We start from the raw sequence: 26174 nt of genomic DNA, 5'->3' as shown, positions 1-26174 counted from the left end.
CAGAAATTATTGAACAGGTTTATCTGGCGCAAAATGCTTCATGATGTTTAGAGCAGCAGACATGATTGAACGAGGAAATGAGTCTTTCTGATAGTGCTTTTTCAGCTCGCGCAGCCTTTCTGTAATATCTTTTTGAACTTCCCCTGCAGGAAATTGTTCAGATAAAAGCAGGTGTTTCTGGTAGTTTTCGAAAGCTTTTTCAGGCGAGTAGACTTCTTCATAATCCTTTCTTAGAAGCTCATAGGTTTGTTCGCCAGAGGCTATGTTTAAGCAGGAATATAGAATAGAAATAAAAAAAATAATTTTCATGAAAATAAATCTCTCCCGTCGACAAACGAGAAATTTTATCAACAAAATTTTTATTTTCAAGTGGACTGGTTAGAAGAGTTAATTTATCTAAAATCAACCAGTATTGGATAGACTCTTGGGTCATGTCCTAAAATTGTTGAAACCTAAATTTTGAGACTAAATTCATATCTGTTAATGAACAATCAGAGCACGATATCGTGCATAGTATCGGACTTAGAGGTAGTTTTAAAAGTGTCTAAACCTAGCACAGAGTTCATATAACCCATAAATTAAGTATGGGTCTTAAATGAGTTACTCAACAGATGTAACCGCTGCAAAATTCAGTCACATAACAGATCTTCTTCTGCCCCGGCTGAACTTGATTTTTTTACGATAGTTGGTGTCGTGGTAAAGATTACGAACGCTATCCCCATATCTCAGAACTTCTCATTAAAATATGTATGATTTGCCTAATGGTGAAAAGATTGGCAACGTTTAAAGGCTTTTAAAACAGCTTCTTAGAGCAGCAGATGCTTCATTTATATCTTTTTCTGAGTCTTGGGCTGGTACAATAACCCACTCTGGGAAAATGATCATGACCATATTTCTGGCATAGCTGACTATCGAATGCCCTCTTCAGATTGCACACTCTAAACCTTTATGCGGGTTTTCTGTTCCATTGCTACTAAAACTCCGCAAAAGATTTCATTCATGAAAGAGCCAAAAGCGACTTTAGACATTCTCAGGTCTTTAAAAATGGGCACTGTTCCACCAGATTTTGAAGAGCCAGCAACTCGCACGATTGAATATGACTGGGAACAAGTTGATGGCATAGCAGAAGAAGCCTTCCCAATGCGGAATATTAGAACCAAAAGGCTTTTATGCTGACTATAAGCTTAAGCACCGCGATTAGATTTATAATGAACCTGCTAGGCTAATCAAAGATAAAAAGAGGGCGGTCCCCACTAAACTAATTATGCTAATGAGGAAACAATGAAAACTTTAGTTGCTTCGTTCTTATTAGGTCTTAGCGCACTCTCACTTCATGCTCATAGAACGGCAGAGGAGATTGTAAATCTTGGCAACTGGTCCGAAAGCGAATTGACCGATTTGTTGAGTCCAGAAAACTATCAAAGCCAAGTGGATGCTTTAAGGGAAAATTTGTATTCTGCACTACAAACAAATAGTGTGAGTGTCTTAAAGCCTGAGATGAACAACCCCAAGGCGCTTTTTAGCCTTTCTTTAAGCTTTGTGATGATAAACCTTGTTCCAATGAAAGATGCAGTAGGCTCTGCTATTTTTGGAGCCATAGACAAGGCACTGACTCCGCTGTTTAATAGAACGAGCCAAGATTTTCAGCCAAAAACCATTGCCAATGAAGCAAAGAGATTATTAAAAAATGCTGTAGCAGCATGCGTAGAATCTGCTCTTCAAACCTTAGGGGTGTATCCTCAATTTTCGAACGAGCAGTATAGAAGAGTTAAAAATCAGCTGTATCAGGTAGTCGCCCTAGCTTATATGAGCGAGACTACTTATTGCGGTTATTTCAACCGTCTCTATAAGTACGCAGATGACCATCTCAATAAAGATCCTCAATTTGGCGTTTCTTATGATCAATTTATAACTATTGTGGGGGACCCGACTTGGAATCAATCATCCTTAAAAGACTTCTGGGAAATTAAAACACTAAAGGCTCTGGTGAATCCATCGCGCTAAGTAGTGCAACACTGCAGTTTAAATCATTTTGATTTAAGTTTCGATTTTGTTTTTTGTTGTCAATTGCGTATTTCTCCACCTTAGCCATATAAAGGTAGTGTTGCAAAAAATCCTGATTTTGTGAGTGAACTCCATTTTTACTACTATTGATGGATGAGAAAACACACTTCATCAGATTTTAAATGGCGGCATTATCAAGGCGAAGCAATCCTTCTTTGCGTACGTTGGTATCTTTGTTACAGGGGCAGTTATCGTGCCCCAGAAGAGATGATGAAAGAGCGTGGTCTAAATGCTGATCATACAACAATCTACCGCTGGGTTCAGCACTATGTTCCCAAGATACAAAAGCTGCCAAGCTGTTTTTAGGCAAGTTATCAAGGTTAGGCAGGAGTGCTGAGCCGCTGACTTTAACTGTTGATCGCCACCCATCATATCCGGCTGCCTTATCTCAACTTCAAAGTGAAGGTAGGTGTCTCAATGTGAAACTTAGGCAAAGCAAATTTAAATAATATTATAGAGCAGGAACACAGAAGGATAAAATGGAAAGCGCGGCATAGCTGGGCTATTTCTCTTACAAGACAGCCGTCAATATAATTCACGGAATTGAAACAATGCATATGCTATTCAATGGTCAGCTCTACCACTTAATGGATAAAAGTTCACTATCAATTAAAAAGTACATCAACAGGCAATTTGGACTAAGTGACCCAATTCTTGAAATGTAATTTAACCTATTGAAGGGCCTCTTTGTACTCTGCCATTGCTTGCAACACTACCTATATTACGGTCTATGGAGCAACAATTTGATTGATTTTAGGCTGATTTTGGGGTGCTCTATAAACGATCATTTAGGTGATAAAGATGTTGATAGGATACATGAGGGTTTCCAAGTCTGATGGCTCACAAAAATTGGATGTGCAAAAAGATGCATTGATAGCAGTAGGAGTAGAAGAGCAAAACATTTACCAAGATGAAGCTTCAGGTAAGCTTGATGAGCGCCTAGGGCTCAATGCAGCAATGAAGGCATTAAGAAGAAACGATGTGCTGGTTGCATGGCGACTTGATAGGCTAGGTCGTTCTTTAAAGCATTTGGTCAATACAGTCCATGAACTAACAGAACGTGGCATTGGTTTTAAAGTTTTGCCAGGACAAGGGGGTACTATAAATACCACCACTACCTCGGGTAAATTGGTGTTTGGTATTTTTTGGGCTGTTAGCGCTTGAGCGTGAGCTTATCTCTGAGCACAGCAAAGCCGGTCTTGATTCAGCTCGCGCTCGTGGAAGAAGAGGAGGAACACCGTTTAGAATGACTCCTGCCAAATTAAGGTATGCTCAAGCTGCTATGGGTAAGACCGATACTAAAGTAGGAGAGCTTTGCAAAGAGCTTTCAATCAGCAGGCAAACTTTGTACAGGCATGTTTCTCCTCAAGGAGAGCTTCGTGGAGATGGGTTGAAGTTATTAGAGCAAAGAAGTTATTAGCTAGGAGCCCACAATGGGAATTATGTCGTAGCCGATTGAGATTTTAGGACCAAATGTTAGGGAAGGGTAGATGGGCATTTTCAAAAAAAGCGGTTTATACTTACTATACTCGGTGCCGCTGAATGACCAAAACGTGAATATCGAAGCCTGTAGCTTCGCCTAACTTAAAATCCATATCAGCTTTAATTGGGCCAAAGCTGCTTTTCTTTACGAAGAATTTTCAAAATTCTTTCCCTGAATTTTTCGGCAATTTGCAATTCTTTTTTTAAACTATCCTGAATTGCGTATTTTATGCCTTCTGGTCCCAAGCGTTTGATAATTTCTTCATTAGTCATGCTCAAATCGTCCAATTCCGTGTAGTTACTTCTTCTAAGTTTCAATTGAGTGTAATAATTATTTGTTTCAATTTTAATTTCATTCTGGAGCAGCTCAATCTCATCCGCAGGTTGTTGGTTCAAAATTCTTTTCTCTAACAGGTTATTCAAAGTATGAACCGCTACGTTAGCTTCTATCAAGGTAGATGCATCCTGAACGTATTTCTCTAGGGTGAGGAAAAACTGTTTTTTTAGATCGTCATCATGCTTCGATTCAAGCTCTTGAATCACATTGTTAAACAACTTTAAGTGTTCCATACCGCGACTGTTTTCAGTCACTTCTTCAAGGTCTCTAAGAAAAGCCTTTGCATTTTCATTATTTATTTCCGCATCTAGTAGGGCACGTTTGTTTTGTATCTGCAAATGTAAACATTGATCCTTGGCAATATCACTCAAGACGGAAATCAGTGGTACTAGATCTTGTTCTTTAATCATGTGCGAGAGAGTTTCTCTTCTATGCATGCATGCTGCCCTATTTAAATCTTTGGCCAATTTACTCAGTATTTCGTTGACGTTTACTTTCATCGTTTTAGTGTGTGGACTGTCTTCATTCAGTGCAGTTTCGTTATCAAACTTGTCTTCCTTGGGATTATGATCTGTTTTATTCTTTGTCGAGGTAACCTGCTGACTATCTTTTTGGGAATGACTGTCCTTATCTCGATTCCAAAAAATGACAATTATTAACAATATGAATGTAGCAACCGGGATAAAGAAAAATTTACGCATTGTGTTTGTTCCCTAACATGGTTCTTTATTTGCCACTTTCTTTTTGCCGTCATGGTTTGGCAAGAGTTTCGAGAATTCTTTTCGGAGCACCGATAATTAAGTGATCCTCCCCCGACTTTTCGGACAGTAATATACGAGGAAAGCTGTAGCCATAAAGGAAGAAGAAATGAAAAGGCGATTCAAGGGTTATACTCCGGAGTTTCGAGAAAAAGCTAGGTTGGTAGTGTCGCAAAATTGAAGGGGGGGCTAGAAAAATTGTGGTCGTGTCCAGAAAATGTTGAAATCATAGAGTGAGGCCAAATTCACAGTGCGTGATGGATCACTTTCGCGCTCAAGCATAGCTATATATTTATGGACTGAAGGCTAGCTTTTTTACATTCTGCCGATTGCCAACGATAACCTTGCTTTTCGTTGTGGGTGTAACCAAACGTAACTATCGTTTCAGTATCTCCACACGCAGGGCAGCGCACCTGTATTAGGACAGCCATTATTTCCTCAACAGATTGTGGGTTCAATTTGTTGTCGAGGTCACGTAAAAATTTTGGCTCAACATTTTCTTGGTACTACCGGTCAACTTTTAGTCTAGCTGACTATGAAAGTGCGCTGAGTACAAACTGTTATCAATCACTTAAAAAGTTTGTATCGGAATTTAAGGAATTATTTAATAACGCTTGCGAAGAAGCGAAGAAATTGTAAGCAAATTCTTTCCCACTTAATACTCGTTCAACACTTAAGGGTTCGGGCTCTGTATTGCAATAAATTAATTTAATTATAAAATTGCATAAAAAAATTTATGGGGTATTTAACATGATAAATACTGACAAATCAGAGTCGAATAAATCAATTGAATATATCAATAATTTAGATTTTTCTAATATCATCGAAAAATTAGTTCACCAAATGGGATGGCAAAAAGAACATGCTCTGCAAACCTGCCAGCTTTACCGTAACTACTTAATTCTAAAGAAAAAATTTGACCATCTATACGAGTTACCCCCATCGGAAGACATAGATGAGTTTTGGCACATGCATATTCTCGATACTAAGGCATATCAAAAAGATTGCGATATTATTTTTGGGTACTACCTAGAACATTATCCCTATTTAGGAATCGATAATAAAACGGACTTGAATGATTTGAGCAGTGCTTTTGATAGGACTCAAGAATTATATGAAAAAGAATTTGGCGAAGGGCCTATACCAAAAGTGCGTAGTTTTTTGGCAAAATTAAAAGCCTTTGTCAAAAGCGAATATAACAAAGCTTAATATCCCTAATTTAAAGCGATAAAATAAAAGCAAAACAAATAAAAAATGCTGAAATTACAAGAATCATACTGTCTCCATTGATTATTTTTTTTACTGTTTTATCCACATAAGTCAACTGAGGATTTTATACTTATTTTTTTATAATTTTATTATCTGAAGTAAACTTAGTTTGCGAATTAACCATTGGAATCCTAGCAAGCTATGAACGACTCCTCATCAGAAATCAACAAAAAAGACTCACTACGCATTAGCGTTCATATACCAGAAGTGAAGGTACTTGCTGATAGTTTAGAAAAATCAGCTGATAAATTTACCAAGAAAAAGAGGTACATTATCATTAAAGCCTTAGGTATCTCTACGGCGGTCTTTGCGGGGATATTTGGATATCTTCTTCAGATAAACACCGAATATGACAACAAGCAAGCGGCAACAATTCGCAAAAAAATTGAAGATAAAAGATTTTGGGTTCAAAAGATTGATATTGCCATAATGGAACTAAGAAAAACTACTGAACTTATTAAACAATCATGCCGAAGTAAAAAGCCAATAAGTATGGAAGAACAAAAAAAAGAAAGAACTCTGGCTCGAATAGAGTTTATTAAGTCTTTTAGTGGAATTTTGCAATATTTTGATAAAGAAGTACTAAATCTGTGCCTTCAAATAACTTCTATGGAGGAAAGTGTACCGGATATTTGTGTAGAGAACGTGCTTCAAGATAATAAGTTTCAAGCACTTATGGTTGAAGTCAATAAAAAAATGGAAAGTTCTATAGAGATTGACCAAGCAGAGTTGGCCAATCTCCATCGCGGAGTATTAAGTAATATACTGAAAGTACTCTAACACCACTATAAAAACTTAAAATTTTCCTGCGCCGCACATAGCCGCACCGCTTTTCTTAGAAAAAAACAAACGAGCAATCTTTTTAACCAATTTCATATCAATTCTCCGAAATTTTAAATCACCAATAAGTTATAATCTTGTTTGGCTTAACATGGTTTATATGGCGAAAAAAGCAGTTGTAAATAGGTTTTAAAATTTATTAAATAGAAAAATTTTTACATAAAAATAAATCAATTTATACAAAACAAAACCCGCTCTATTCCAAATGGCTTTAGGAGCTGCTTTAGTTTCAGCAATACATTGTCATGGTGCTTATTAATAACGTAAGCCAGGACTTCGCCAGTCTCGTGAGATATGGCATGCCACAGCCATCTTTGATTAATCTTATTTTGGATAAAACTCAATCGGTGAATAAATGGGAAGGGAAATTTTTTTCAACAATTTTTGGGTGCGACCGACTCTTGTCTAATACGAAATACTCCCCTATTGCAAATATCTGAGAATTTTATATTATACTTAATATTGTAAATATTTTTGGTAATTCTATGTACAACTATTTGTTTTTATTGATATTTTCCTGCGGAGTATGGGCAGGAGATTCTTCGTCAGAAGATTCCTTCTCATCAGAAGATTCCTTTTCATCAGAAGATCTCTCATATGATTCAGATTCAGATTCAGATTCAGATTCAGATTCTCTAAGCAAAGACTCTATCTCCGATGACGAATTTAAAAAAATTATGAATAAATTGAAAGGAGGTGCTCTAAGTGTCGGTCAGTTAAATGAACTGCAATCCGCTCTTGCTAGAAGTTATCCACCTCAGAGTAGCAATGGAGAAGCTCCAGCAAAGAAGATTGTTAAAATGTTTGAGCTTCCCAGGGGAGCACGTGTTTATGTCCTTAAAGGTGGAAAGTTATTAGAGAAGAAGAAATGGAACCCAAGGAAGGGCAAGTTTATAGTTTCGCCAAGCAAAGCTATGCAAGTTGTCTACGGCCACTTTGCTGTAGAAAAATATGGTGATAATTATATAGAAATTTCGGACAGAGTAGATGTTAATGATGTTATTAATAAATTAAATATAGCAGCATCTTCCAAGCTTGCTAAAGAAGATCTGTACAGGGTATTGCTCGAAACAGAACTTCAGTTGAGAAAGATTTTTAAAGATAAGCCTTCCGTATTGCGCTCTATCATCTACGTTGGTCTGGCTGAAGATATTCGTCACCGTAGTTATGGTCACGGAAGCGACATTGTTCACTCTCAAGGCCAAAAATTGGCCAGCAAAAAAGTCCATAATGAGGTCAATATTTTGGAATCTGGCAAAAATATTCGTATGAGCTATTTGGTGAAAAATATTCCCCAAAATCAATTAGCGGTTTTTGAAGCTTTGCTTGCAAAGTTGACTTTTGCATTTGATTTTGGCGCGAGTGCAGAAATCGCCGATGAGCAAAGTTGGCAAATTATCAATAATTATTGGCAAGATTCCCGAAGAGAGTTTGCTCTTGAACGTGCCGGTTTTGATAACGAAATTGAAAAGATGAGAGTTAGTATCAGAAATGAAATTATTAATGGTTCTACGACAAGCTTGGTTCAATAAGAAAATTTTGTCTTTTGAGTCAAGCTCGTAAAATTTTCGGACTAAAATTTTATTTCTCAAGCTCAGTATCCTGAGCTTTTTTATTTTCTGAATCATAAATTGCTGATAGAGCCTCAAGATATTCCCGAGCTTTATTTTCTTGGAATTGAGGTTCTTGTGGATGGTATTCAAGGCAGCAATGTTTGTCATAACCCCATGGAACCAAACAGCCCAGTACGCACTGAGCGAGAGTGCAAGGTATAAGAGCAGTCCAATAACAGCATTCTTGATCGTCTTTTCTGCTGCAAAATGTCTTACTAAAGCGCCCACTAAACGAACCATCACGGCTACAATCCATAAAATCTGGCCTGTAGAGGGAAAGGTCTGAAGGGTGGGTATAAAAATGGGATTTTGTTCTTCCCTCAACGCATTTTGCATCGTGATAAGATTGAGATAGTTTTGAATGTAGCTTGAGAATTGCCCCAAATGTATAGGGATTAATTTTTTCTGCTGTAAGCTCTCTAGTTATTAGCTGATCAATTTTTGATATTTCATCCCCAAGTCCCCCCTCTTTAGGAACAGAGGTATAGGTTGTTTTAGCAGACTGTCCTCCATAAAGAGCATGGGTAGATAAAATAAATATGAGAAATATCGGATAGTTAGAAAACAATGCCTTCATGTTTTACTCCCTACTTTTTGATGATGATCACTCGTGTAGACGAGCACGCTCGATTGAGCGAGACCTGTCCAAATATTCTTTCCATCAAAAAAAGGAGACTTTCCCATAAAGATGGGTGAGACTAAATGGCCTTATCTGATGGCCAAGTTTTAGAGACTGTCTTGAAAATAATTTTTCTCTAAGCTGAGAAAGCATTTTTGTTCACTATCACATGTCATTTTGACCATTATCCTTGTCATCCCCTAATTGATGGCCTTTTTCGGTTTATTTATGTGTTAATAACAATGTTTTTAATGTTATTGATTTGTTTGTTTGTTATATATGCGAAAGTGCTTAATTTGAGTGCTAGTTTATGTGTGTAATTGCGTAATTAATTGCGTGTTTATAAAGTCTGGAGGAATTTATTATGAGAATTTTATGTGGTGCGTTTCTTATGCTTCTAGTTTCTTTTAATACTTTTGCTGGCAGAAGCCTGAACGAGATAAAACAGGTTTTGAACTCTGCTAATACGGCAACATTTTCCAAAGAAAATCTTATGGTGGCAAGAATCTCCTCTGAAGATGAAGGCAAATGGAGGCAGGCTTTGGCTGGGACTAAGGAATTTGTGATAGAAAATCGCAAAATAGTTCCTCTTACCACTCCTATGGAGAATTACTTGGATCCTGTTTTTGCTGCCACTAATAGTGTTATTAATACCTTGAATGATGTCTATTATAATTGCATTAAAAATGCCGTTAAGAATAATAGTAAAAGGGATTCTGGTCTTAATTTCTTAAGCAATGAAGTTACCAGCTTTGATGAACAGGTAGATTCATCAAAGTTAAGTAAGACCTGCATTTCAACTAAAATAGCCAAACTCGATGCAACTAGATCAGAGCTTTCAAACTCGTTTGAAAATTTAAAAAGTAAAACAGTGATTTTATCATCTGAGGATGCGAGAGAGGCAATATATCTTGCCAACTTTATTCTGAGAACCGTTATCGATAAAATTAAGAGGGACGCACAGAAATTGTACGAAGCTGCCAATCTATAAAATCAGCGTACACAACTTGATAAATGATCATTGAGAGCAGGGGGCTCGGTGCTTTTGAGTCTCTTGTTTTTTGTATTTAGAATATTTATGAGCGTGTTGTTTTCCTATCTGCGTAAAAAAAGCAAAAGATGCGGCGGTAAAGCGCTTAGAGCCCAAGACTACTATCCTGGTGCAGTTACATTCATACAGATATTCGCTACCTGAGTGCTCTTGGTGAACAATCAGGTAAACCACTTTTAAGATTAATTGCTTCTGAGCAAATCAAAGAAGAAACTCCTGATCGCACAGTGATGGGTTTCAATCTCCATGCATCGGTAGCAATAGAGGCCACTGATAGGGTAGGGCTAGGTATATGGGTCGTCCTCCCTTATTATCTGAGCGGCTAAAAGTAGCCCCCGATGGGCAAAATCTGTTGCTGACGCTCAAAAGCCCATGGCGTAATGGAACGACGACCATTTTATTAACGCCGTTTGAGCTAATAGAACGTTTGGTGGCACTCATTCCCTATCCGCGCAAGAATTTAATCAGATACCACGGTTTTTTTGCCCCAAACGCGGAATTGAGAGAAGAAATAATTTCAGGTTTTGTTTCCCATCAAGGCCACGATTCCAAAAAGCCCGGCCGTCCAAATTTTGCCCAATTGATGGCCAGGGTGTTCGACATAGACGTACTGTTTTGCCCTCGATGTCATTCTAAAATGCAACTGATCTCATTGGTAACCGAACCACAAGCGATCAAAGATATTTTGCGATCGCTTAAGATGGGCACCGCTCCGCCTGATAGAGAAGAGCCATCGATGTATTCGATTGTTTATGAAAACGATGGCATAAATCTTGTGGATGACATATCCCAGATTGAATTTGTAGATTAAGCCTTTTATACCTCAATCGTAGTGCAGTATAGGATAGGCTTAGCGAGCGATAGCCTTATTCAAATGCCGCCAATCAAGATAGTTTTTGGCTTTGAACCTGGTTTTTGAGCAGGCCCAAGAACCCATAAAAGAAATTATGAAAACTCTTAAGATTAGTAATGCTGTTTTGGGTCCAAATGTTAGGGAAGGGCAGGTTGGTATTTTCAAAAAAAGGCTTTTTTATTACCTATACTCTATAGCCTGAGCTAAGCATGTGCCTCATGGGCACATGCATTAAACCGTTCGTGTGGAAAAGTTTTGTAAAGTTAAGAGATGTTTGTGTTGCGTACTTTTTTAACTTATCTGCGTAACCTGCGGCGGAATTTATCTAATATTGCCGACTCTAACGTCCCAAATACCTGCCGACCCCATAGAAAGGCGCTCACTAGGATAAAGGCAATTGTGAGTACTATGTTCTCGCGGGTATACATGTATAACACCCTCTTTATCTCGTATGAGAACCGATCCGTTACCGAGTGTTAAGGGGTATGGTGCTACCAGCCTTTGAGCGAATCCATTTACTACTACTTCCTCATGGTCCTCATTAGTTACTAATGCATTACTTATTTTGCGGGATTCGCCTTTTTTCAAATGGTATTCATCGCCGCTATAGGTATAAAACGCAAAAATTTTTCCGCTGTATCTGCCAATAGTCACGAACCTTCCGGATGCACGCGAATTCTCAACTGTTATAACCTCATCATCTTCAACCCATAATCTTTTACCATTAACAATCGCATTTGCCTTTTTGTATACAGCAGCGGCCAAGTCTCGCCTATGAGCATCTAACAACTTTGCTCTATCACTCTCACTAAGAAAGTCTAAGCTCCGTATACTTCTTTCAGGCACCTCGGACTTTTTTGGCCAAGTCTTGCTCTCTTCAGCTGCCTCTTGAGGGTCGATATTGAATTTCTCGCAACATCGCAAAAATTTTTCTCGGTACATTCCTCCTTCGCTTTTTAAAGCCGAAATTATTTGCGTCATTTCTTCTCTATGAAAACTAAATTTTTGTTCTTCAGGAATGAAGTTAAAAAGGCTTGAAACCTCAATCTCAACCATTTGATTAATACTCAACAATGACGAGCAAACATCATTTGAAGACGAATCTATTTTAACGCGTTTTTCCTTTAGGTAAGCCAGGATTTCTGAACGGTAACTACGGTCTTTAAAATTCTCACAAATAATTCTTATGTGTTCCCATCTCAGTTGGCCGAAGCTCTCTTCACTTAAAACCGATTGGGCAAACAATCTTGCATTACGTTGGGATTCAAATAGTTTTAACAGATAGAGCAGTTGTTCAAATTCCAATTTTTCGCTCAATCTTTTTGCATATTTTCCCGAAACTTCCCCATCTTTAGTTGCTTGGACAATGATTTCAAGTTGATGACTTCGAAGATTCTTTACAAATTTATCTATTATTTCTAACGACGATTTCGCATCATACGCATGGGTTTCTAATTCAACGATGAGATAGAGATGGTCTGAGTCATTAGATTCATCTATTTTTTTCGACTCGATGAGTAAAGTCAGGACCCTCCTTCGATCAGACGCAGAATCAATTTCTTTCAAAATCAAATGAACATCTTTCCAAGTAACAGTGTTAACGGAACCTAAGGCAAAATTTATACAAGTAACACGTTCGTAATATCCACCGCTCTTAAAAGTTTCATTACCTAGGAGAGCTTCGGACAAACTGTTTTGACCTAGACACGGCAGCACAAACAACATCGCTGCGAACAAAAATAATTTTCTCATTTTTCTCTCTTCGTTTTATGGGCAACAAAGCTAAACGTGGAGGCGCGCCAAAAAATGGCGTGCAAAAATTTTCCAACGAACTTGGCTAGGGCGTGTATCAGGATAATTAAAAGCCATCAATATGAACTACTTACGTAGGTGATGTTAGCTGACATAGATGGCGCGCTTCGCGCGGCAAATTATCACAACAAAAAAAGCGTGGGTAGATTATGAACTTATGAGCACGATTCCAGGTCTTTTTGTGCTCGAGGAAGCAAACTTTAGTGACCACGGTGCGAATCGCCTTGGAGCCAGCGCGCTTATGCAAGGCCTTGCTGATGGCTATTTTGTGCTACCTTATACCATTTGCCGCTACTTAAACGAAGTGCGTCCAGTAAAGGATGATCCCCAAGGTCCTAAAGCTCGAGAAACTCAACAAGCAACAGAAGCACGCATCGCACAATTATTTTCTATCAAAGGTACTCATTCTCCAGATAGTTTTCATCGGCGATTAGGAAAAATTATTTGGGATTACTGTGGCATGGGTCGTAATGAAGCTGGATTAAAAAAAGCGCTTCGTGTTGCAGATTTTCTCGAATTTGCAGAAGTTATGTGCCATGACGCACTGACACGTAAAGAATCATGTGGTGGACATTTTCGCGAGGAATATCAAACACCTGATGGTGAAGTACTGCGCAATGATCAAGATTTTTGCCATGTTGCCGCATGGGCGTATAAAGGCGACGGACAACAACCAGAACTTTATAAAGAACCTCTTAATTTTACGAGCATAGAGCTTCAACAAAGGAGCTACAAATGAAAAGTTTTAACGTTACCCTTAAAATTTGGCGCCAGGCCTCAAAAAATGACAAAGGTGAGTTTGTTACACTTGAAGCAGAAGTATCTCCTGATATGTCATTTTTAGAAATGCTTGATGGCGTAAACGAAACACTGATTAGCGAAGGAAAAGAGCCCGTTGCTTTTGAGTCCGATTGCCGAGAAGGTATTTGCGGAGCATGTTCTTTGGTCATTAACGGTATACCTCATGGTCCAAGTCCGGGTACTACAACATGCCAACTACATATGCGCTCATTTAAAGCCGGCGACACAATTACAGTTGAGCCATTTCGTGCTCAAGCATTTCCTACCGTAAAAGATCTTGTTGTTGAGCGCAGTGCTTTTGATCGCATTATTCAGGCGGGTGGTTTTATATCAGCCAATACTGGTGGTGCTCAAGACGCTAATAGTATCCTTGTTAGTCAAAAAATAGCAGAAAAAGCATTTGATGCAGCGGCATGCATAGGTTGCGGTGCCTGTGTCGCTGCATGCAAAAATGCTTCAGCCATGTTATTTGTGAGTGCCAAAGTAAGCCACCTAGCTCATTTGCCCCAGGGACATCCCGAACGCAAGGATCGTGTTGAAAATATGATTATGACTATGGAGCAAGAACAATTTGGTTCATGTACCAATACGCTTGAATGCGAAGCCGTCTGTCCAAAAGAAATCAATACAGAAGTCATAGGTAAACTGAATCAAGAGCTTATGAAAGCTATGGTAAGCGGCAAATAATCTTTGATGGATGAACTACATCCATCTAACCGCTCTGTAGCAACTACCACAAATGGCTTCCAATTCCCATATGCGTTCATTGAGTCTTCTTAGATATTTTAATCATCCAAAATTTGCTATATTTACAAGTAGATTATTACATATATTTACAACGTTATTCCCAAATAATTCATGCGTTAGACTACATCTCAAAACGAAGTAAGATCACTTTGCACCAGCTCACCTGGTTGCAGGAAAAAGTTGTGGGAAAATATGGCTTGTCTACTGCATTAAAAACAATTTTATGATAATCTAATGAACAATTAAATTTTTTGGTTACGCATTAATAATTTGCACTGATCATCAATTTTAGTTCAAACTTTTTAAATTTTATTTATGAGCAATTACCATGATAAGAATTATTTTTCCTTTTTTATTGTTTTCAACTTTTTTCCAGGTTCAGCTAGCATTTAGTGGAGATTACAATGGCGAGATGGTGGACAATGTTTCTGTTTATACAGAGAAATTTTTAAGACTCATTTTTGAAAATCTAAATGTAGCAAAAAATACAGAGCTCAGCGACGAAGATAAAGTTAAAAATAATCAATCAATCAATCAAGAAATATTTAGCCTACTAAACGGCCTTGACCGTGAAGCAAGAGAGTCAGTAGTCAATGTGGAGTTTCTAGAAATTAGTGAAGACGAGAAGAAGTCAGACACTATAAGGACACCGATTCAATATGCGTTATTAGCCAAAAACATGGAGTTAGTTTCACGATTGGCCGATGAAGGTGCTGATATGTTTTGTATTCCCAAAAATGGGAATTCATTATTTCATTTGGCATTAATAGACTTGGATATATTAAAAAAACTCATAGAAATTGTTAAAGAGAAAAAGGTGGTAGACCAAATTAGGGATCGCCATGCAAAGGTGATTATGTATGCAATTTATGAAAAAAAATTTGATCACTTAAAATTCTTAATGTCTGAAGGAAACCCATTCCATAAATTTGTTAACAGCACCGAATTGGGTCTTTCGCCGTTGCATATTGCTGTTGGAGAAGGTCACTCGGAAGCCGTCAGAATTTTGCTGGAGGCGGGAGCGAATGTTTTTCTTAAGGCAGGAAAGGATGAAGTTCAGCCAATTCATGTTGCAGCCGCTCATGGAGATGTTAATAGTTATTCACTTATAGAAAAACAAATAGAAGTTGAGATGGAAAAAAAAGGCGAAGCAAACAAAGAAAAGTTTTTTGCTCCGCTGACAAAAGAGTCTTTTATGACTCCAGCGCACTTTGCAGCATTTAGAGGGAATGCAAAAATTTTGCGCCTTCTATTAAATAAAACCTGCGTTAATCTTAATTGGCAAAATATGTCAGGAATGACGCCGCTTCATTTCGCGGTTAGCAAGAGCCATACGAAGTGTGTTAAGGCTATTCTTGTTCATCAACCCGATCTTTTTGTAAAAGATAGTATGTATAATGATGTTATTGATTATGCTGGCCATAAAAACACATATGGTTGCGGCGCACTGCTTGTGAATTATATAAATTCTTTTCACGATGAAATAAAAAATACGTATAGGAATCTCAATCTGCTTGAGGTGAAAATGTGGTGGTTGGTTTCATCGATTATCGATCGAGAAGAGCAGGATGAGGAGGTAACTAAGATAGTTGTTCACACCAATCCAACATTTAATGAGTTCATAGAAGATCTAAAAAAAATTCGAGAAGAACTTTTCAGGACTGCAAAGTTGGTTAAAGATCTTAACGGCGAAAAAAAGTGGCATAAGTTTAAACTTCCGTACTTGGAATTCAAATCAGAAGAAGGGGATTCTTATGGACCGGCGATTTTTAGAGATTACTTAAACAAAGGCGCCAAATTAATTTTTGACAATGAAAAGGATATTTTTTTGAGCGCCGATGGTGGAACAAGTTATGGGTTTGCTCACCGTGACGGAGAGATTTCCAAGGACTCCGAAATAATAGAGCTCATAGGAGTTTTTACGGCTCTAGCAATTCTTTATCATCCTGCTCACTTACCTTTTGCTCCGTATGTATATAAATCCGTTGCTGGAGAAAAGCTTTCTGTAGAAGATTTCATTGATGAGAGTGTTTATAATCGGTTGATTGAGTTTGAGAAGCTTACTAGTGAAGAGCTTGAGGAAATGCAAATTCCAGTTGAGTGGCGCATTCAGCTCAGTCGAGGCGAAAACGGCATTAAAGACGTTGTTCTGGTTGAGTCAGCGGAATTTCTTACCAAAGAAAACTTTCCAATTTATAAGAGGAACCTCACGAGACTCTTGATGAGCGGAGGAAACAGGTTTGAGCTTATTAAGGCGTTTAAAAAAGGGTTTTATACACTGATTCCGAAATTCTTTTTAAAGACCAATTTGAAAGAGTTAAATAGCAACTTATTTTCGTCTAAGGAACTTGTAGATATTATTGCTGAGTTGCCAATTGATGCTGATGAGTGGAAAAAATATACCGAGTATGAATCAGATGGAGTGGAGGGGTCCTTGCAAGTGCAGTGGTTTTGGAACTTTGTTCGCAGGAGCGACAATGATACTCGAAAAAAGTTATTACAATTCTGCACTGGTTCGGCGCGTCTTTATATTGGGGGCTTCAAGAGCATGAAGTTAAGCGGAACACCATTTTCTATTGAACTTGCGCGAGATAAAGAAATGGTGTTTCCACAGGTTCGTGCATGCTTTTATGAACTAGTTCTCCCTCAGGTTGAGGATGAAGAAACGTTTTATAAAAATATTTCCTTCGCTATTGAAAATTGTGAAGAATTTTCATTTATTTAATACAAATTTAGTCGCACTCTGCGAGTGCGCTTTTAGCTAGAGAGGGGCTTAAATCCGTAGTGCAGTATAGGATAGGCTTAGCGAGCGATAGCCTTATTCAAATGCCGCCAATCAAGATAGTTATTGGCTTTGCACCTGGTTTTTGAGTGGGCCCAAGAGCCCATAAAATAGCCTTATCAACTATGATTTTGGAAAAAATTTTCTTTAATCCTCGCATTTAAGATGACGATGATTTTACGCATAATCGCGACCAATGCGACTATTGGTTTTTTTCCTTTATGATTCGCACGCTATAGAATCGAAGTCTGCCATTTTTTAAATCTGCAGGAGAAATAGGCTCTATTACTTCCCAGGCTGCATCTGATAGGCAGGTTTCACACAAGCGTGACATGGTATTTCCCCTCGAAAAAATCTCATGTCATACTTTCAATTCTCGACGTTATTTTTGGAACCTATTTATCCTAAAAGACTTTTTTTACAGCCTCTTAAGTATCGCTTTGGGTCTATTAATAAAAACTCAACAAGGTATTGCTATTTTAAAAAGAATTTTTCTTTACCCGCGTCCGCTAAGCTACCTATTTCTGGACGTTGAGGTATTTGTTGTGCCCCCTAAACGAGAAGTCTAAATATGTTAAAAAATATAAATTTATTTTGTTTTTTGTTTGCATATTTTGCATGCCAAACATTAGCGTTTTCATCTGACAACATTGAAAAGATTGTGGCAATTGGACATAGAATTCTCGAAAGAGAACCCTCGACCAACGACCATATTCCTGAGTTTTTGCCTTTTATGGAAAATAATTTGGCAATTTTTGCCAAGCATATCAAAGAAAACAGACTTGACGAAACAGTGCTGGAGATTTTGCAGGCTGAGTTTTCTCAACGAGTGGCGAGTATGACTGTTAACTATAAATGGTGGTTTACGGCCCATTATCGAATGGCCATCGCTCTCACCAAGCCAGAAGATAGGCAAACATTTGCTGGAGGTAAAGAGTCTTTACTTTTGAAAGCTCTCTATGAGAAGAAGCTATACAAAACCCACGAAGAGTTTGAGGCAGCTATAAATATTGTGAAAGATCAGTTTCTCGCCCCACTGAAAAATCATCCAGATTTTGAAAAAGGCATAAGAGTGGGGATGAAGGTCTATATAGATGCCATATCTAAAGACGAAGAGTTAAATGAAAATCAAATTAAAAAACATGAAGAAACATTTAGAGAATTGATTGACTGCATTATTCTTGGCAAACAAGGGTTTAATGCTTACTTAATTTCAACCTATTCGAAAGAAACTATTCTAAAAAGCATTCCCCAACTATTGTGGCCAACATTTAATGGAAATTTGAGTATCGGCGATATCAATCGAACGATAGGAAGTAGTATTCATCTCGTTGGTTTGAGTGCAGCCACAATTTTTGCTGACGGGTTTTTAATGCATCCCGACCACTTTTTCACCCATGATCTTGTTCACTTTCATAACTTTATTGTTGCGTTAAATAAAAGCGATTCATCTATGACTGCTCTTAAAGACAGATTAATTGAGAAAAAATATCTAGCAGTCTCTGGCTTTAAAAGCAGGCCAGACTCCATAAGTGAAAAATGTTTTTGTGAAGCTGAATTTATTTATTTTCTCATTCACCACGAAATGTCGATTGCAGAAACGTTCTGCAATCCGATCGAAGCGCTAGAAGATCAAGAGGTTATCATAAACAATTTACGTCTAACTTCAGGTGACCCCCAAACGCCAACATTTATATCTTTTATTGAAGGGTTAAATAACGCCAACTATCTTCTACCGATTGCCCCTAAAAAAGATAAAGACAGTCCATACACTGGTGAAGACATAAAACAATGGATTCACTCATATAACAAAGTAATTAAACTTTCTGAGGGAACTGATCGAGTGTCAAAACTCGCTAAAGAGGACACCATTTTCGAGGACAAACAACTTTAATCAGCTGTAAATTCTAGGCAGCCTCTGATTACCACCTGACCATTGCTTATGGGGCTTATAATAAGCATAAAAGCCAAATTCACCTTTAGCCCCATGTACAAGGAGTATAGGTAATATACACTGTTTTTTTGAAAATGACTTTCTACCCTCCCCTAACATTTGGACCCAAAACCTCGATCTGCTACTCAAAAAGTTGACCAAATCACTTTTATTGGATCCTGGGCTCACGACAATACCAAGGCTCAAGACCAAAAAGTATCTTGATTGCCTGTATTGTAATAAAGTTTTCGCTTATAAAGCCCTCATTACTGCACTGGTGAGAATTTAACCAACAATGTAATGCTCCCTATTTATATACTCATAATATTTTAATACAGGGTTACATAATTCATGTATTAATCATCGACTTTTTTTGCTTAGGTAATACTTCATTTCCTATTCAGACCGCATAATTAAATTTTTGATTGGTGCCACTGGAAATTGTTTTAAATTTTTATAAACGATAGCGGGCATAGTTAAGCTGTAAGGATCATTGTTTATGTTTGATCGCTCTAGAAGAAATTTGTCAAATCTACTTCTATGGTTTTTCTGTATCGGCGCGTACATGCCAACAACCCAGCTTTCAGGTTTGGCTAGGCGCTCTATTCCACCATGTTCTCGCAAGCTTTCTTCTAGAAATTGCCATCGAGCGGGGGCAAATTCTGGCTCAAACCTTCCTAAATTTTTTCTTTCTATAACTGTTCGCCAAATTTCGGCCTTTCTATTTTTAAATTCTGATAAGCTCAAAACAAGCATGCCGCCATAAGTAAGGCCGGCATAGGTATCGTCCCCCACAGGCACAAGATACATCCCACACAACATCTTTATATTATAAGAGCTTAGTACCTGATAAATCTCTACTGAAGGATACAGGTATTCATTGCCAACTACCGTGTTTAGAAATGTCTCTGCTGACGTTTCATCTAACGTTTTCATTTTTAGGCAGGTGCTCAATAGTTTTTTTCTAAAATCTCTTTCTATTGTGGCAAATCCCAAGACCTTAGCCGCCCAGCTGCAACCTGAGACAACGTAAGGTTGGTTGTTTAATAGCAAGGAAACTGAACCTTCTTGCAGGTAACCTAACGTGTCTATTTCCATTAGGTTGCATTCTTCATCTCCAATCGGCAGGCGAATCTTTAAAATATTATTGAATTCATCAACAATATTTCTTACGAGATCTGGGTTTCGGTGGTTAGGGATTTCACATGTCAGCTTATAAACCAGTTCAGCTTCATCTTCAGCATCATCTATGTTAGTTGAAAATATCGGAAACGCGCTTATAATAATTGCCAAGATAAATTTCACTACTACCCCTATAACAATTTTGGTTGGGAGAAGAGAAGCGTTAACCCACTTTTTAAAACTACCCATCTTCTCATCTCTAGCATTTAGAACCAAAACAGCAATCAGCCACCATTTATGAATTCGACATTCGCGAGTAGCTAAAGAAAATCGAGCGAAAAAAGGCGAGCTGGGGCTAGTTGGCGCGTATTATCACCATGGACCGGCAAGCGGTTCTCACGCTGGTAATCAATAAACGTGGCGGTGTCATAGGGCTTATTTCGGAACGAAAAGCGTTCCAAAAATCTTGCTCGAGTAGCAATTTTTTAGGGAGCTTGTACATTGGCTAAAGGGAAAATTGGGCTTTATCCTGCATATAAGCCCGCTATGGACCCTGTGGACAAGCCGCAGGCCGATGGTTTTCACGTAGTATCATACTCAGGCATTTTGTTCTTTCTTATCTAAAACTGGGGTTAATTGATCCATCAGAGAAAAAAATGAAATTTATTTGGCTTTTATTATATCTGTCTTGCTCGGTATTAGGGGCGATCAATGACAATTTTAGTATTGAAGAAGAAGGTTTGGCTGAGTTACTAAGCCGAGCCAATACCAACCAATCAAAAATTGAAATTCCAGATGGCTTGATAAAAAGAACATTTGCCGGTTTTGAGTTTAGGTTTTCTGAGGCTAAAAGCAAAATACTCAATGATGATCGAAAAATATCATTAAATTTAATTAACGAATATTTATATGTAACAGATATTTTACTCACTAAATATCCGCCAGAAAATTACATATATGTTGCCCTAGGTGCAAGCCCAACTTTTATAATGGCAATATTAGCTAATATAGATGGCGCAAGAACAGTGGATTTTCCGCTTTCATTTAGAAATTATTCAGGAGAAATAAAATTAAATTATTCAGTGAAAAAATATATGGATGAAATTTTTAATAAAACATCAAACAATTACAGAGATTATGTTCTAATAGATTTTATATTTTCAGGTAAATCCATAGAAAGAGGTCTTAATTTATTGAAATTATACCTTAAAGATAAAAATTCACCAAAACAAGCTATTGCTTTTGGTTTGCGGCAAGAAGAAGAATTTTTTGACTCATATTTTTTATTTGATCATGTAAGGATGCCAAGAATACTGTCATTTCACATGCGGCTATGCGAAGGCAAAGAATATCGTAAATTTCCATCGATTTACTTCCATGGAATAAATGGTCAAAATCTTAATTTAACAACAAGTAAAAACTATATTAATTTGTTAAGATTCTTCGCGCAGTTAGCTGGGATAAACAGTGTATCCATGTTGTAACAGTGTTGATATTTAGCTGTTGATTAAATATTTAAATTTTATTATTAATATATTGGTTATTAAATGAAAATTAAATATTTTTTTATTGTGTTGTCGTTGTATAATTTTACCACAGAATCTTGGGCTGGAAATTTAAATAGTTTCCCCCAGCATTCGGGCTGGAAAAAACTCGTAGTTAATCAATCAAGTGTTCATTGTAGCGGGCCCAGTGACGCACGTTTTTGGCTCTGCGAAAGTGAGCAATATACTGGTTTTATTGACTTTGAAAAACCTAAAAAACGAGGTGTTCCTTACTTGCTTTATCTGTATTCTGCAGAGCAAAAAATAGAACCAAATTTGTACATAGAAAAAGAAATAGATTCTACTGGTAAAATATCTGAAAGTTATTTTTATGATTACCGAGATTTTTTGCTGTTTGATTTTGATGAAATTATGGAGCATTTAAGTATTTATATCGCTGATTATATTTTGGATATTGGGTTATACTTACGCTTAAAAGAAATTATTGAATGCTACAGTGAATCATTAATATCGTTTAAGCAAAGCTTTAAAAGTATCAATCTTATTCAAATTGTTTTTTGGAATGAAAATACTCTTTTTTCGGAATTTAGGCTTTGCTCAGCGCGTGAAAGTGAGCCAAGACAAGAAATTAAATTTTTAGGTAAGTTTTCAGCAAATGAACGTCATGATTATGATGAATTGGTTATAAAACTGGCAAGATTTGGCTGATTGGTAATTTGCACGATCCGCAAAATCCCAACATAGAGTGGAACTATCATGTAGCTGCTCTCGTTTATATTGAAACAGCAGAAAGCGAAGAGGCTTTTGTGGTAGATCCTTCTTCACTCACCAAAAGCATCCTTACGGTTGATGAATGGCTAGGGCATCACAGTGTGTTAACTAAACCTAAAATTATTAAATACCCAGCTCCGAGAGATTGTTCATTATTTGAAGAAAAGCTACTAATGTTTTCTTCTCATAATGCGTTTTGGGAAGACCATTATGATAAAAACCAAAGCGCAGAAGATAGGCTAGATTTAGCAACTGATTTAAATAGATATTTTCTTAAGAAACTTAAAAAAAATAATGAAAATACTTGCGAATAAAATTCTTATAATGTTTTTTCTAAAGTCACAGTTTTTGGTTTTGCTTTAGATAATGGCGACACCCTGAATAAACTTTGCTGGGATTATTTTTATGGCGTTTTATAAAAACAGCGAAACGGTAAATAATATTCCAGTTAAAATAAAAATTAGCATGGCTCTCTATACTTGAAACCCTCCCGCATTGAAATGTTTGCCTATTTTACAGCTTCCCGAACACTAGGCCTACGATGTGCTCTTTGGCATTAGCGGGCGTTAAAAAATTATCGCCGCCTTTTTCTGATGGATGTAAATCGGTGACTGGCTCACCCTTGAGCGATTCTAACGAATCAGCACGAAAAACCTCGCTCTCACCGCGATGCTCCCGACCGTCACGATAGCTAAAAACCCCTGTTTTGTTTAAGCGCGCATTGACCCGCAAAAAACCTTGCGCTGCGTGCTTAAAACTATTCGGGTTGCCATTAAAATCAAATCTTATTACTTCTTTCATTCAGCCTAGTATAAAGCTCGTTGATAAAAAGGGGGGGGAAATTTTTTGGGTTGTCATGATTTAGATTATAGGCTGATTAGTGCAAATAAAATCCCTGCCTAAATTAAAAAATTCTCTGGTGTTCTAAATACCTGCAAAAAAGATTTTATTATTACACTATGATCTTCAAAAACAGGAATACTCCGCCTTCCAACTTTGTTCACTCCCAACAGAAGAGTTTGTATTTTTAAACAACAATGAGAGACAAATTTTGATGTGTAAAAATTTTATTCTCTTTTTAGCTATATTTTTTGTTTTAAACTTATCAAACATTCTCAGAGCCTCTCATGAGTATCCCATTGAAATTATAATTGATCCTGGCTCTATTGAAGGCAGCGATACAACTACTAAATGCTCTTGCTTTTCTTCTATACGCGAGAAATTTTTCTGCTGCTGCAACACTTCATTGGAAGATCAGGAAAACAATCTTGAACAACAAGAAGACCGATTTAGTAAATTATGGGAGTTAAGAAAACAATGGATTAAGCGCCTGCATTTTTTAGGTTCTCCTCGCACAGCTATAGGAGTAACGGTAGCTTTTGGACTAAGCGCTGGAATTTCTAATTTCTTATGGGCATTCAATTGGGTCGAACATGCCGGTGCCTCTGAAGAGGCAGCTGCAATTATACAGGAAATTGGCGGACTGTCTGCTTCAGCTGAGTGTTTTTTGCTTGGAGCTGCCGCTCCGCTCATATTTTATTTCTACAATAAAAGAGCTCAGGCTCTAGAAGATGAAATCAATGCTCATGGGGACACTTAGAGATAGCTTTAAAAATAATTTTTTTAGTAGGACCATAACCGTATCTAAATTTTGTAGCTTTGCTATTTTTTTAACTACGCTTGAGTTAGAAGCTTAGGACTTACATTTCCCTACCATTAAATTTTTCAAACAAGTTGAGCTATGCAACACCGAATAAAAATTTTATAATGGTTGATTTTGCTTAATTTTTTACTTTTCTTAAATCAAAAAAAATCACTACATTAAAGCCGTGATAAAAATTGTATTCGAATGCTTTTTAAGTCTGTATCAAGCTTTATTTATCAAGCAATTGATGCTGACATATTTAAGGTGAATATATGCAATTAATTTCGGCGAAGACACCCAAAATTATTATTGCTGCCGTTACAACAATTAGCCTACTAAACTGTTCTTCAAAAAATATTTCTTTTGAACCTGATATTATTGACGCAAGCGACTATATCGTTAGTAAGCTTGATCACATTACACAAAAGAAAGTAAAAAAAACAAAGAAGAAAGATGATTCTTCACCTGCTCCAAAAACTCATTTTCCTCTTCCACCCCCACAAAAACGACCACTATCAAAACCGGACAAAAACTCAGATGATCTAAAACATAGTCAATGCGGAGATGGAATCATTGGCCCCAAAGAGCAATGTGATGATGGCAACCGCCGCTCTGGTGATGGCTGCAGCAGCAGATGCAAAAAAGAACGCTGTGGCGATGGTATCGTCAATAACATCGATGAAAATTGTGACGATGGCAATTCAGATGACAACGATGGCTGCAATAAAAAATGCCAAAGCGAATTAAGTTTCTATCAAAGCTATCGAAACAAATTAGAAGTGGGCAATTCTCACACCTGTTTTAAATCTCAAAATAATTGGCGTTTAAAATGTTGGGGCTCCAATGAGCAAGGCGAACTTGGCCAAGAGAATAAAGACAGCATTAGCAATGGCGTGGGAATAGAGATTAAAGAAGCTCGCACTATTCATATAGGACGAGGAATTTCTACCGCTTTGATTGCCGCAGGGGGAAATAACACCAGCAAATTCACATGCCTGGTTACCAGTGCAGGCACACTTAAATGTTTCGGAGACAATTCCTTTGGTCAACTGGGGCGTGGAGATACCATTGCTGTTGGCGCTAATAAGGATGAAATGGGCAAGGGTTTGAGTAAAGTTGCACTTGGATTTGCTCGTAGCGTTAAAGATGTTGATGCAGGCAGCCAACATGTTTGTGTTGTTTTAGATAACAGTAGCATTCAATGCTTTGGCAGAAATAACTATGGGCAACTTGGTTTGGGCGACACCAATAATCGTGGAGATGAACCTGGTGAAATGGGTCTTGCCCTCCCTTTTGTTAACCTTGGCGTTGCCCTCAGAGCACAGCATGTGGCTCTTGGACAAGATTTTAGCTGTGCCCTCATCGAGAACGGACAAATTAAATGTTGGGGCCGCAATGACTCTGGTCAGCTTGGGCAATCGCATACCAAAACGATTGGCAGCACGGCCCAACACATGGGGAAAAATTTACTTCCTATTGACTTAGGAGAAGGAAGAATTGCTACACAAGTTGCCGCGGGAGCAAAACATGTGTGCGCTCTTCTCGATGATAGCTCACTCAAATGCTTTGGTAATAATAACTTTGGTCAACTGGGGCAAGGAAATACAAATAATATCGGTGATGAAGAAAGTGAAATGGGTGACAAACTTTTGGCCATCAACTTGGGAACTCACCATAAAGTTCTTCAAGTAGCTCTGGGTGATAATCATAGCTGCGCACTGCTTGATGGTGGCTCACTCAAATGTTTTGGCAACAACAGTTTTGGCCAACTGGGGCAAGGAAATACAAATAATATCGGTGATGAAGCAGATGAAATGGGCGATACACTCTTAGCAGTAGATTTGGGAACACAACGCACAGCAAAACTAGTTGCTGCAGGAGGAAATACCACCTGCGTTATCCTCGATAATGATGAGCTCAAATGTTTTGGACAAAATACGGATGGGCAACTTGGGCAAGGTAATACAAACAATCTTGGTGACGAAGAAAATGAAATGGGCGATAATCTTTTGCCTATTCAATTGGGATACTGATTTAATCTTTGCCCATTTTCACAGAAGTGAATTCATAAAGTGTAAAAGTTCGGACGAGATCTGACAGTCACCATTAAAAATTAAAAATGGATTACTCCCACTCGCGAACTTATTAGTGACTAAAAAAACAAGGAGTA

General features: G+C 37.7%; 25 protein-coding genes and 2 pseudogenes. 20 read left to right on the top strand and 7 right to left on the bottom strand.

Annotated elements, in window-relative coordinates; genetic code table 11:
- Window positions 1-6: 6 nt before the first annotated feature.
- Entirely contained in the window at window positions 7-309 is a 303-nt protein-coding gene (locus H6731_01810; GenBank protein ID USN51170.1) for a hypothetical protein, read from the bottom strand.
- A 690-nt stretch (window positions 310-999) separates the two neighbouring features.
- Here H6731_01810 and H6731_01805 point away from each other — a divergent pair.
- From H6731_01805 to H6731_01790, 4 genes and pseudogenes are all read left to right on the top strand, one after another.
- Window positions 1000-1176 carry a hypothetical protein gene (locus tag H6731_01805; GenBank protein USN51169.1) on the top strand — a complete coding sequence of 59 codons (177 nt, stop codon included), beginning with the start codon at window positions 1000-1002 and terminating at the stop codon, window positions 1174-1176.
- Between the two features lie 105 nt (window positions 1177-1281).
- Window positions 1282-2004 carry a hypothetical protein gene (locus H6731_01800; GenBank protein ID USN51168.1) on the top strand — a complete coding sequence of 241 codons (723 nt, stop codon included), beginning with the start codon at window positions 1282-1284 and terminating at the stop codon, window positions 2002-2004.
- A gap of 153 nt (window positions 2005-2157) precedes the next feature.
- Window positions 2158-2729 (top strand): annotated as a pseudogene (locus H6731_01795) (IS6 family transposase).
- Window positions 2730-2865: 136 nt separating this feature from the next.
- Window positions 2866-3484 (top strand): annotated as a pseudogene (locus H6731_01790) (recombinase family protein).
- 182 nt (window positions 3485-3666) lie between these two features.
- Here H6731_01790 and H6731_01785 read toward each other — a convergent pair.
- Entirely contained in the window at window positions 3667-4584 is a 918-nt protein-coding gene (locus H6731_01785; GenBank protein ID USN51167.1) for a hypothetical protein, read from the bottom strand.
- A 516-nt stretch (window positions 4585-5100) separates the two neighbouring features.
- Here H6731_01785 and H6731_01780 point away from each other — a divergent pair.
- The 3 genes from H6731_01780 (at window position 5101) to H6731_01770 (ending at window position 6690) form a co-directional block, all read left to right on the top strand.
- Window positions 5101-5280, top strand: a complete 180-nt coding sequence (locus tag H6731_01780; GenBank protein USN51166.1) for a hypothetical protein — start codon at window positions 5101-5103, stop codon at window positions 5278-5280.
- 111 nt (window positions 5281-5391) lie between these two features.
- Window positions 5392-5850, top strand: a complete 459-nt coding sequence (locus H6731_01775; GenBank protein ID USN51165.1) for a hypothetical protein — start codon at window positions 5392-5394, stop codon at window positions 5848-5850.
- Window positions 5851-6051: 201 nt separating this feature from the next.
- Window positions 6052-6690 carry a hypothetical protein gene (locus tag H6731_01770; GenBank protein ID USN51164.1) on the top strand — a complete coding sequence of 213 codons (639 nt, stop codon included), beginning with the start codon at window positions 6052-6054 and terminating at the stop codon, window positions 6688-6690.
- 230 nt (window positions 6691-6920) lie between these two features.
- Here the strand turns inward: H6731_01770 and H6731_01765 are convergent, their stop codons facing one another.
- Window positions 6921-7094 (bottom strand): hypothetical protein, encoded by a 174-nt coding sequence (locus tag H6731_01765; protein ID USN51163.1) that lies wholly within the window; start codon window positions 7092-7094, stop codon window positions 6921-6923.
- Window positions 7095-7235: 141 nt separating this feature from the next.
- Between H6731_01765 and H6731_01760 the strand changes: the two genes are divergently transcribed.
- Window positions 7236-8282 carry a hypothetical protein gene (locus H6731_01760; GenBank protein USN51162.1) on the top strand — a complete coding sequence of 349 codons (1047 nt, stop codon included), beginning with the start codon at window positions 7236-7238 and terminating at the stop codon, window positions 8280-8282.
- Between the two features lie 49 nt (window positions 8283-8331).
- Here H6731_01760 and H6731_01755 read toward each other — a convergent pair whose 3' ends face one another.
- Window positions 8332-8940, bottom strand: a complete 609-nt coding sequence (locus H6731_01755; GenBank protein USN51161.1) for a hypothetical protein — start codon at window positions 8938-8940, stop codon at window positions 8332-8334.
- A gap of 406 nt (window positions 8941-9346) precedes the next feature.
- Between H6731_01755 and H6731_01750 the strand changes: the two genes are divergently transcribed.
- The 3 genes from H6731_01750 to H6731_01740 all read left to right on the top strand — a co-directional run bounded on the left by H6731_01750 (window position 9347) and on the right by H6731_01740 (window position 10844).
- A complete protein-coding gene (locus H6731_01750) occupies window positions 9347-9973 on the top strand; it encodes a hypothetical protein (GenBank protein ID USN51160.1) in 627 nt (208 codons plus the stop codon).
- Window positions 9974-10021: 48 nt separating this feature from the next.
- A complete protein-coding gene (locus tag H6731_01745) occupies window positions 10022-10177 on the top strand; it encodes a hypothetical protein (GenBank protein ID USN51159.1) in 156 nt (51 codons plus the stop codon).
- 148 nt (window positions 10178-10325) lie between these two features.
- Window positions 10326-10844: a transposase gene (locus tag H6731_01740; protein ID USN51158.1), complete on the top strand. Its 519-nt coding sequence runs from the start codon at window positions 10326-10328 to the stop codon at window positions 10842-10844.
- 363 nt (window positions 10845-11207) lie between these two features.
- On the opposite strand, the gene H6731_01735 is transcribed toward H6731_01740, so the two are convergent.
- A complete protein-coding gene (locus H6731_01735; GenBank protein ID USN51157.1) occupies window positions 11208-12638 on the bottom strand; it encodes a hypothetical protein in 1431 nt (476 codons plus the stop codon).
- A gap of 157 nt (window positions 12639-12795) precedes the next feature.
- Here H6731_01735 and H6731_01730 point away from each other — a divergent pair, with 157 nt between their 5' ends.
- The 4 genes from H6731_01730 (at window position 12796) to H6731_01715 (ending at window position 18922) form a co-directional block, all read left to right on the top strand.
- A complete protein-coding gene (locus tag H6731_01730) occupies window positions 12796-13437 on the top strand; it encodes a hypothetical protein (protein USN51156.1) in 642 nt (213 codons plus the stop codon).
- Window positions 13434-14186, top strand: a complete 753-nt coding sequence (locus H6731_01725; GenBank protein USN51155.1) for a succinate dehydrogenase/fumarate reductase iron-sulfur subunit — start codon at window positions 13434-13436, stop codon at window positions 14184-14186. Before H6731_01730 ends, H6731_01725 begins: the two co-directional genes overlap by 4 nt.
- A gap of 388 nt (window positions 14187-14574) precedes the next feature.
- Window positions 14575-16971 carry an ankyrin repeat domain-containing protein gene (locus H6731_01720; GenBank protein USN51154.1) on the top strand — a complete coding sequence of 799 codons (2397 nt, stop codon included), beginning with the start codon at window positions 14575-14577 and terminating at the stop codon, window positions 16969-16971.
- 628 nt (window positions 16972-17599) lie between these two features.
- The gene (locus H6731_01715; protein ID USN51153.1) at window positions 17600-18922 is read left to right on the top strand and encodes a hypothetical protein; all 1323 of its coding nucleotides are present in this window, start codon (window positions 17600-17602) and stop codon (window positions 18920-18922) included.
- A gap of 435 nt (window positions 18923-19357) precedes the next feature.
- Here H6731_01715 and H6731_01710 read toward each other — a convergent pair whose 3' ends face one another.
- The gene (locus tag H6731_01710; protein ID USN51152.1) at window positions 19358-20266 is read right to left on the bottom strand and encodes a hypothetical protein; all 909 of its coding nucleotides are present in this window, start codon (window positions 20264-20266) and stop codon (window positions 19358-19360) included.
- Between the two features lie 473 nt (window positions 20267-20739).
- Between H6731_01710 and H6731_01705 the strand changes: the two genes are divergently transcribed.
- The 3 genes from H6731_01705 (at window position 20740) to H6731_01695 (ending at window position 22673) form a co-directional block, all read left to right on the top strand.
- Window positions 20740-21567: a hypothetical protein gene (locus H6731_01705; GenBank protein USN51151.1), complete on the top strand. Its 828-nt coding sequence runs from the start codon at window positions 20740-20742 to the stop codon at window positions 21565-21567.
- A 63-nt stretch (window positions 21568-21630) separates the two neighbouring features.
- On the top strand, window positions 21631-22296 hold the full coding sequence (locus H6731_01700; protein ID USN51150.1) for a hypothetical protein: 666 nt from the start codon (window positions 21631-21633) through the stop codon (window positions 22294-22296).
- A gap of 8 nt (window positions 22297-22304) precedes the next feature.
- A complete protein-coding gene (locus H6731_01695) occupies window positions 22305-22673 on the top strand; it encodes a hypothetical protein (protein USN51149.1) in 369 nt (122 codons plus the stop codon).
- A 199-nt stretch (window positions 22674-22872) separates the two neighbouring features.
- Here H6731_01695 and H6731_01690 read toward each other — a convergent pair whose 3' ends face one another.
- Window positions 22873-23160, bottom strand: coding sequence for a DUF2213 domain-containing protein (locus tag H6731_01690; GenBank protein USN51148.1), 288 nt, complete (start codon window positions 23158-23160; stop codon window positions 22873-22875).
- A 250-nt stretch (window positions 23161-23410) separates the two neighbouring features.
- On the opposite strand from H6731_01690, the gene H6731_01685 reads away from it, so the two are divergent.
- Both H6731_01685 and H6731_01680 read left to right on the top strand, forming a co-directional pair.
- The gene (locus H6731_01685) at window positions 23411-23959 is read left to right on the top strand and encodes a hypothetical protein (protein ID USN51147.1); all 549 of its coding nucleotides are present in this window, start codon (window positions 23411-23413) and stop codon (window positions 23957-23959) included.
- Between the two features lie 317 nt (window positions 23960-24276).
- Window positions 24277-26037: a DUF4215 domain-containing protein gene (locus tag H6731_01680; protein ID USN51146.1), complete on the top strand. Its 1761-nt coding sequence runs from the start codon at window positions 24277-24279 to the stop codon at window positions 26035-26037.
- Window positions 26038-26174 lie beyond the last annotated feature (137 nt).

Source organism: Myxococcales bacterium, from assembly GCA_023898405.1.
In the GTDB taxonomy this organism is placed as follows: Bacteria; Myxococcota; UBA727; order UBA727; family JABDBI01.
Note: the sequence above shows the minus strand (reverse complement) of the source record. Positions and strands in the feature narration are given on the sequence as shown.

Excerpts from the sequence above, each read along its gene's own strand:
- H6731_01810 (USN51170.1), bottom strand. The coding sequence starts at position 309 with ATGAAAATTATTTTTTTTATTTCTATTCTATATTCCTGCTTAAACATA.
- H6731_01805 (USN51169.1), top strand. The coding sequence starts at position 1,000 with ATGAAAGAGCCAAAAGCGACTTTAGACATTCTCAGGTCTTTAAAAATG.
- H6731_01800 (USN51168.1), top strand. The coding sequence starts at position 1,282 with ATGAAAACTTTAGTTGCTTCGTTCTTATTAGGTCTTAGCGCACTCTCA.
- H6731_01785 (USN51167.1), bottom strand. The coding sequence starts at position 4,584 with ATGCGTAAATTTTTCTTTATCCCGGTTGCTACATTCATATTGTTAATA.
- H6731_01775 (USN51165.1), top strand. The coding sequence starts at position 5,392 with ATGATAAATACTGACAAATCAGAGTCGAATAAATCAATTGAATATATC.
- H6731_01770 (USN51164.1), top strand. The coding sequence starts at position 6,052 with ATGAACGACTCCTCATCAGAAATCAACAAAAAAGACTCACTACGCATT.
- H6731_01760 (USN51162.1), top strand. The coding sequence starts at position 7,236 with ATGTACAACTATTTGTTTTTATTGATATTTTCCTGCGGAGTATGGGCA.
- H6731_01755 (USN51161.1), bottom strand. The coding sequence starts at position 8,940 with ATGAAGGCATTGTTTTCTAACTATCCGATATTTCTCATATTTATTTTA.
- H6731_01750 (USN51160.1), top strand. The coding sequence starts at position 9,347 with ATGAGAATTTTATGTGGTGCGTTTCTTATGCTTCTAGTTTCTTTTAAT.
- H6731_01740 (USN51158.1), top strand. The coding sequence starts at position 10,326 with ATGGGTCGTCCTCCCTTATTATCTGAGCGGCTAAAAGTAGCCCCCGAT.
- H6731_01735 (USN51157.1), bottom strand. The coding sequence starts at position 12,638 with ATGAGAAAATTATTTTTGTTCGCAGCGATGTTGTTTGTGCTGCCGTGT.
- H6731_01730 (USN51156.1), top strand. The coding sequence starts at position 12,796 with ATGGCGCGCTTCGCGCGGCAAATTATCACAACAAAAAAAGCGTGGGTA.
- H6731_01725 (USN51155.1), top strand. The coding sequence starts at position 13,434 with ATGAAAAGTTTTAACGTTACCCTTAAAATTTGGCGCCAGGCCTCAAAA.
- H6731_01720 (USN51154.1), top strand. The coding sequence starts at position 14,575 with ATGATAAGAATTATTTTTCCTTTTTTATTGTTTTCAACTTTTTTCCAG.
- H6731_01715 (USN51153.1), top strand. The coding sequence starts at position 17,600 with ATGTTAAAAAATATAAATTTATTTTGTTTTTTGTTTGCATATTTTGCA.
- H6731_01705 (USN51151.1), top strand. The coding sequence starts at position 20,740 with ATGAAATTTATTTGGCTTTTATTATATCTGTCTTGCTCGGTATTAGGG.
- H6731_01700 (USN51150.1), top strand. The coding sequence starts at position 21,631 with ATGAAAATTAAATATTTTTTTATTGTGTTGTCGTTGTATAATTTTACC.
- H6731_01690 (USN51148.1), bottom strand. The coding sequence starts at position 23,160 with ATGAAAGAAGTAATAAGATTTGATTTTAATGGCAACCCGAATAGTTTT.
- H6731_01680 (USN51146.1), top strand. The coding sequence starts at position 24,277 with ATGCAATTAATTTCGGCGAAGACACCCAAAATTATTATTGCTGCCGTT.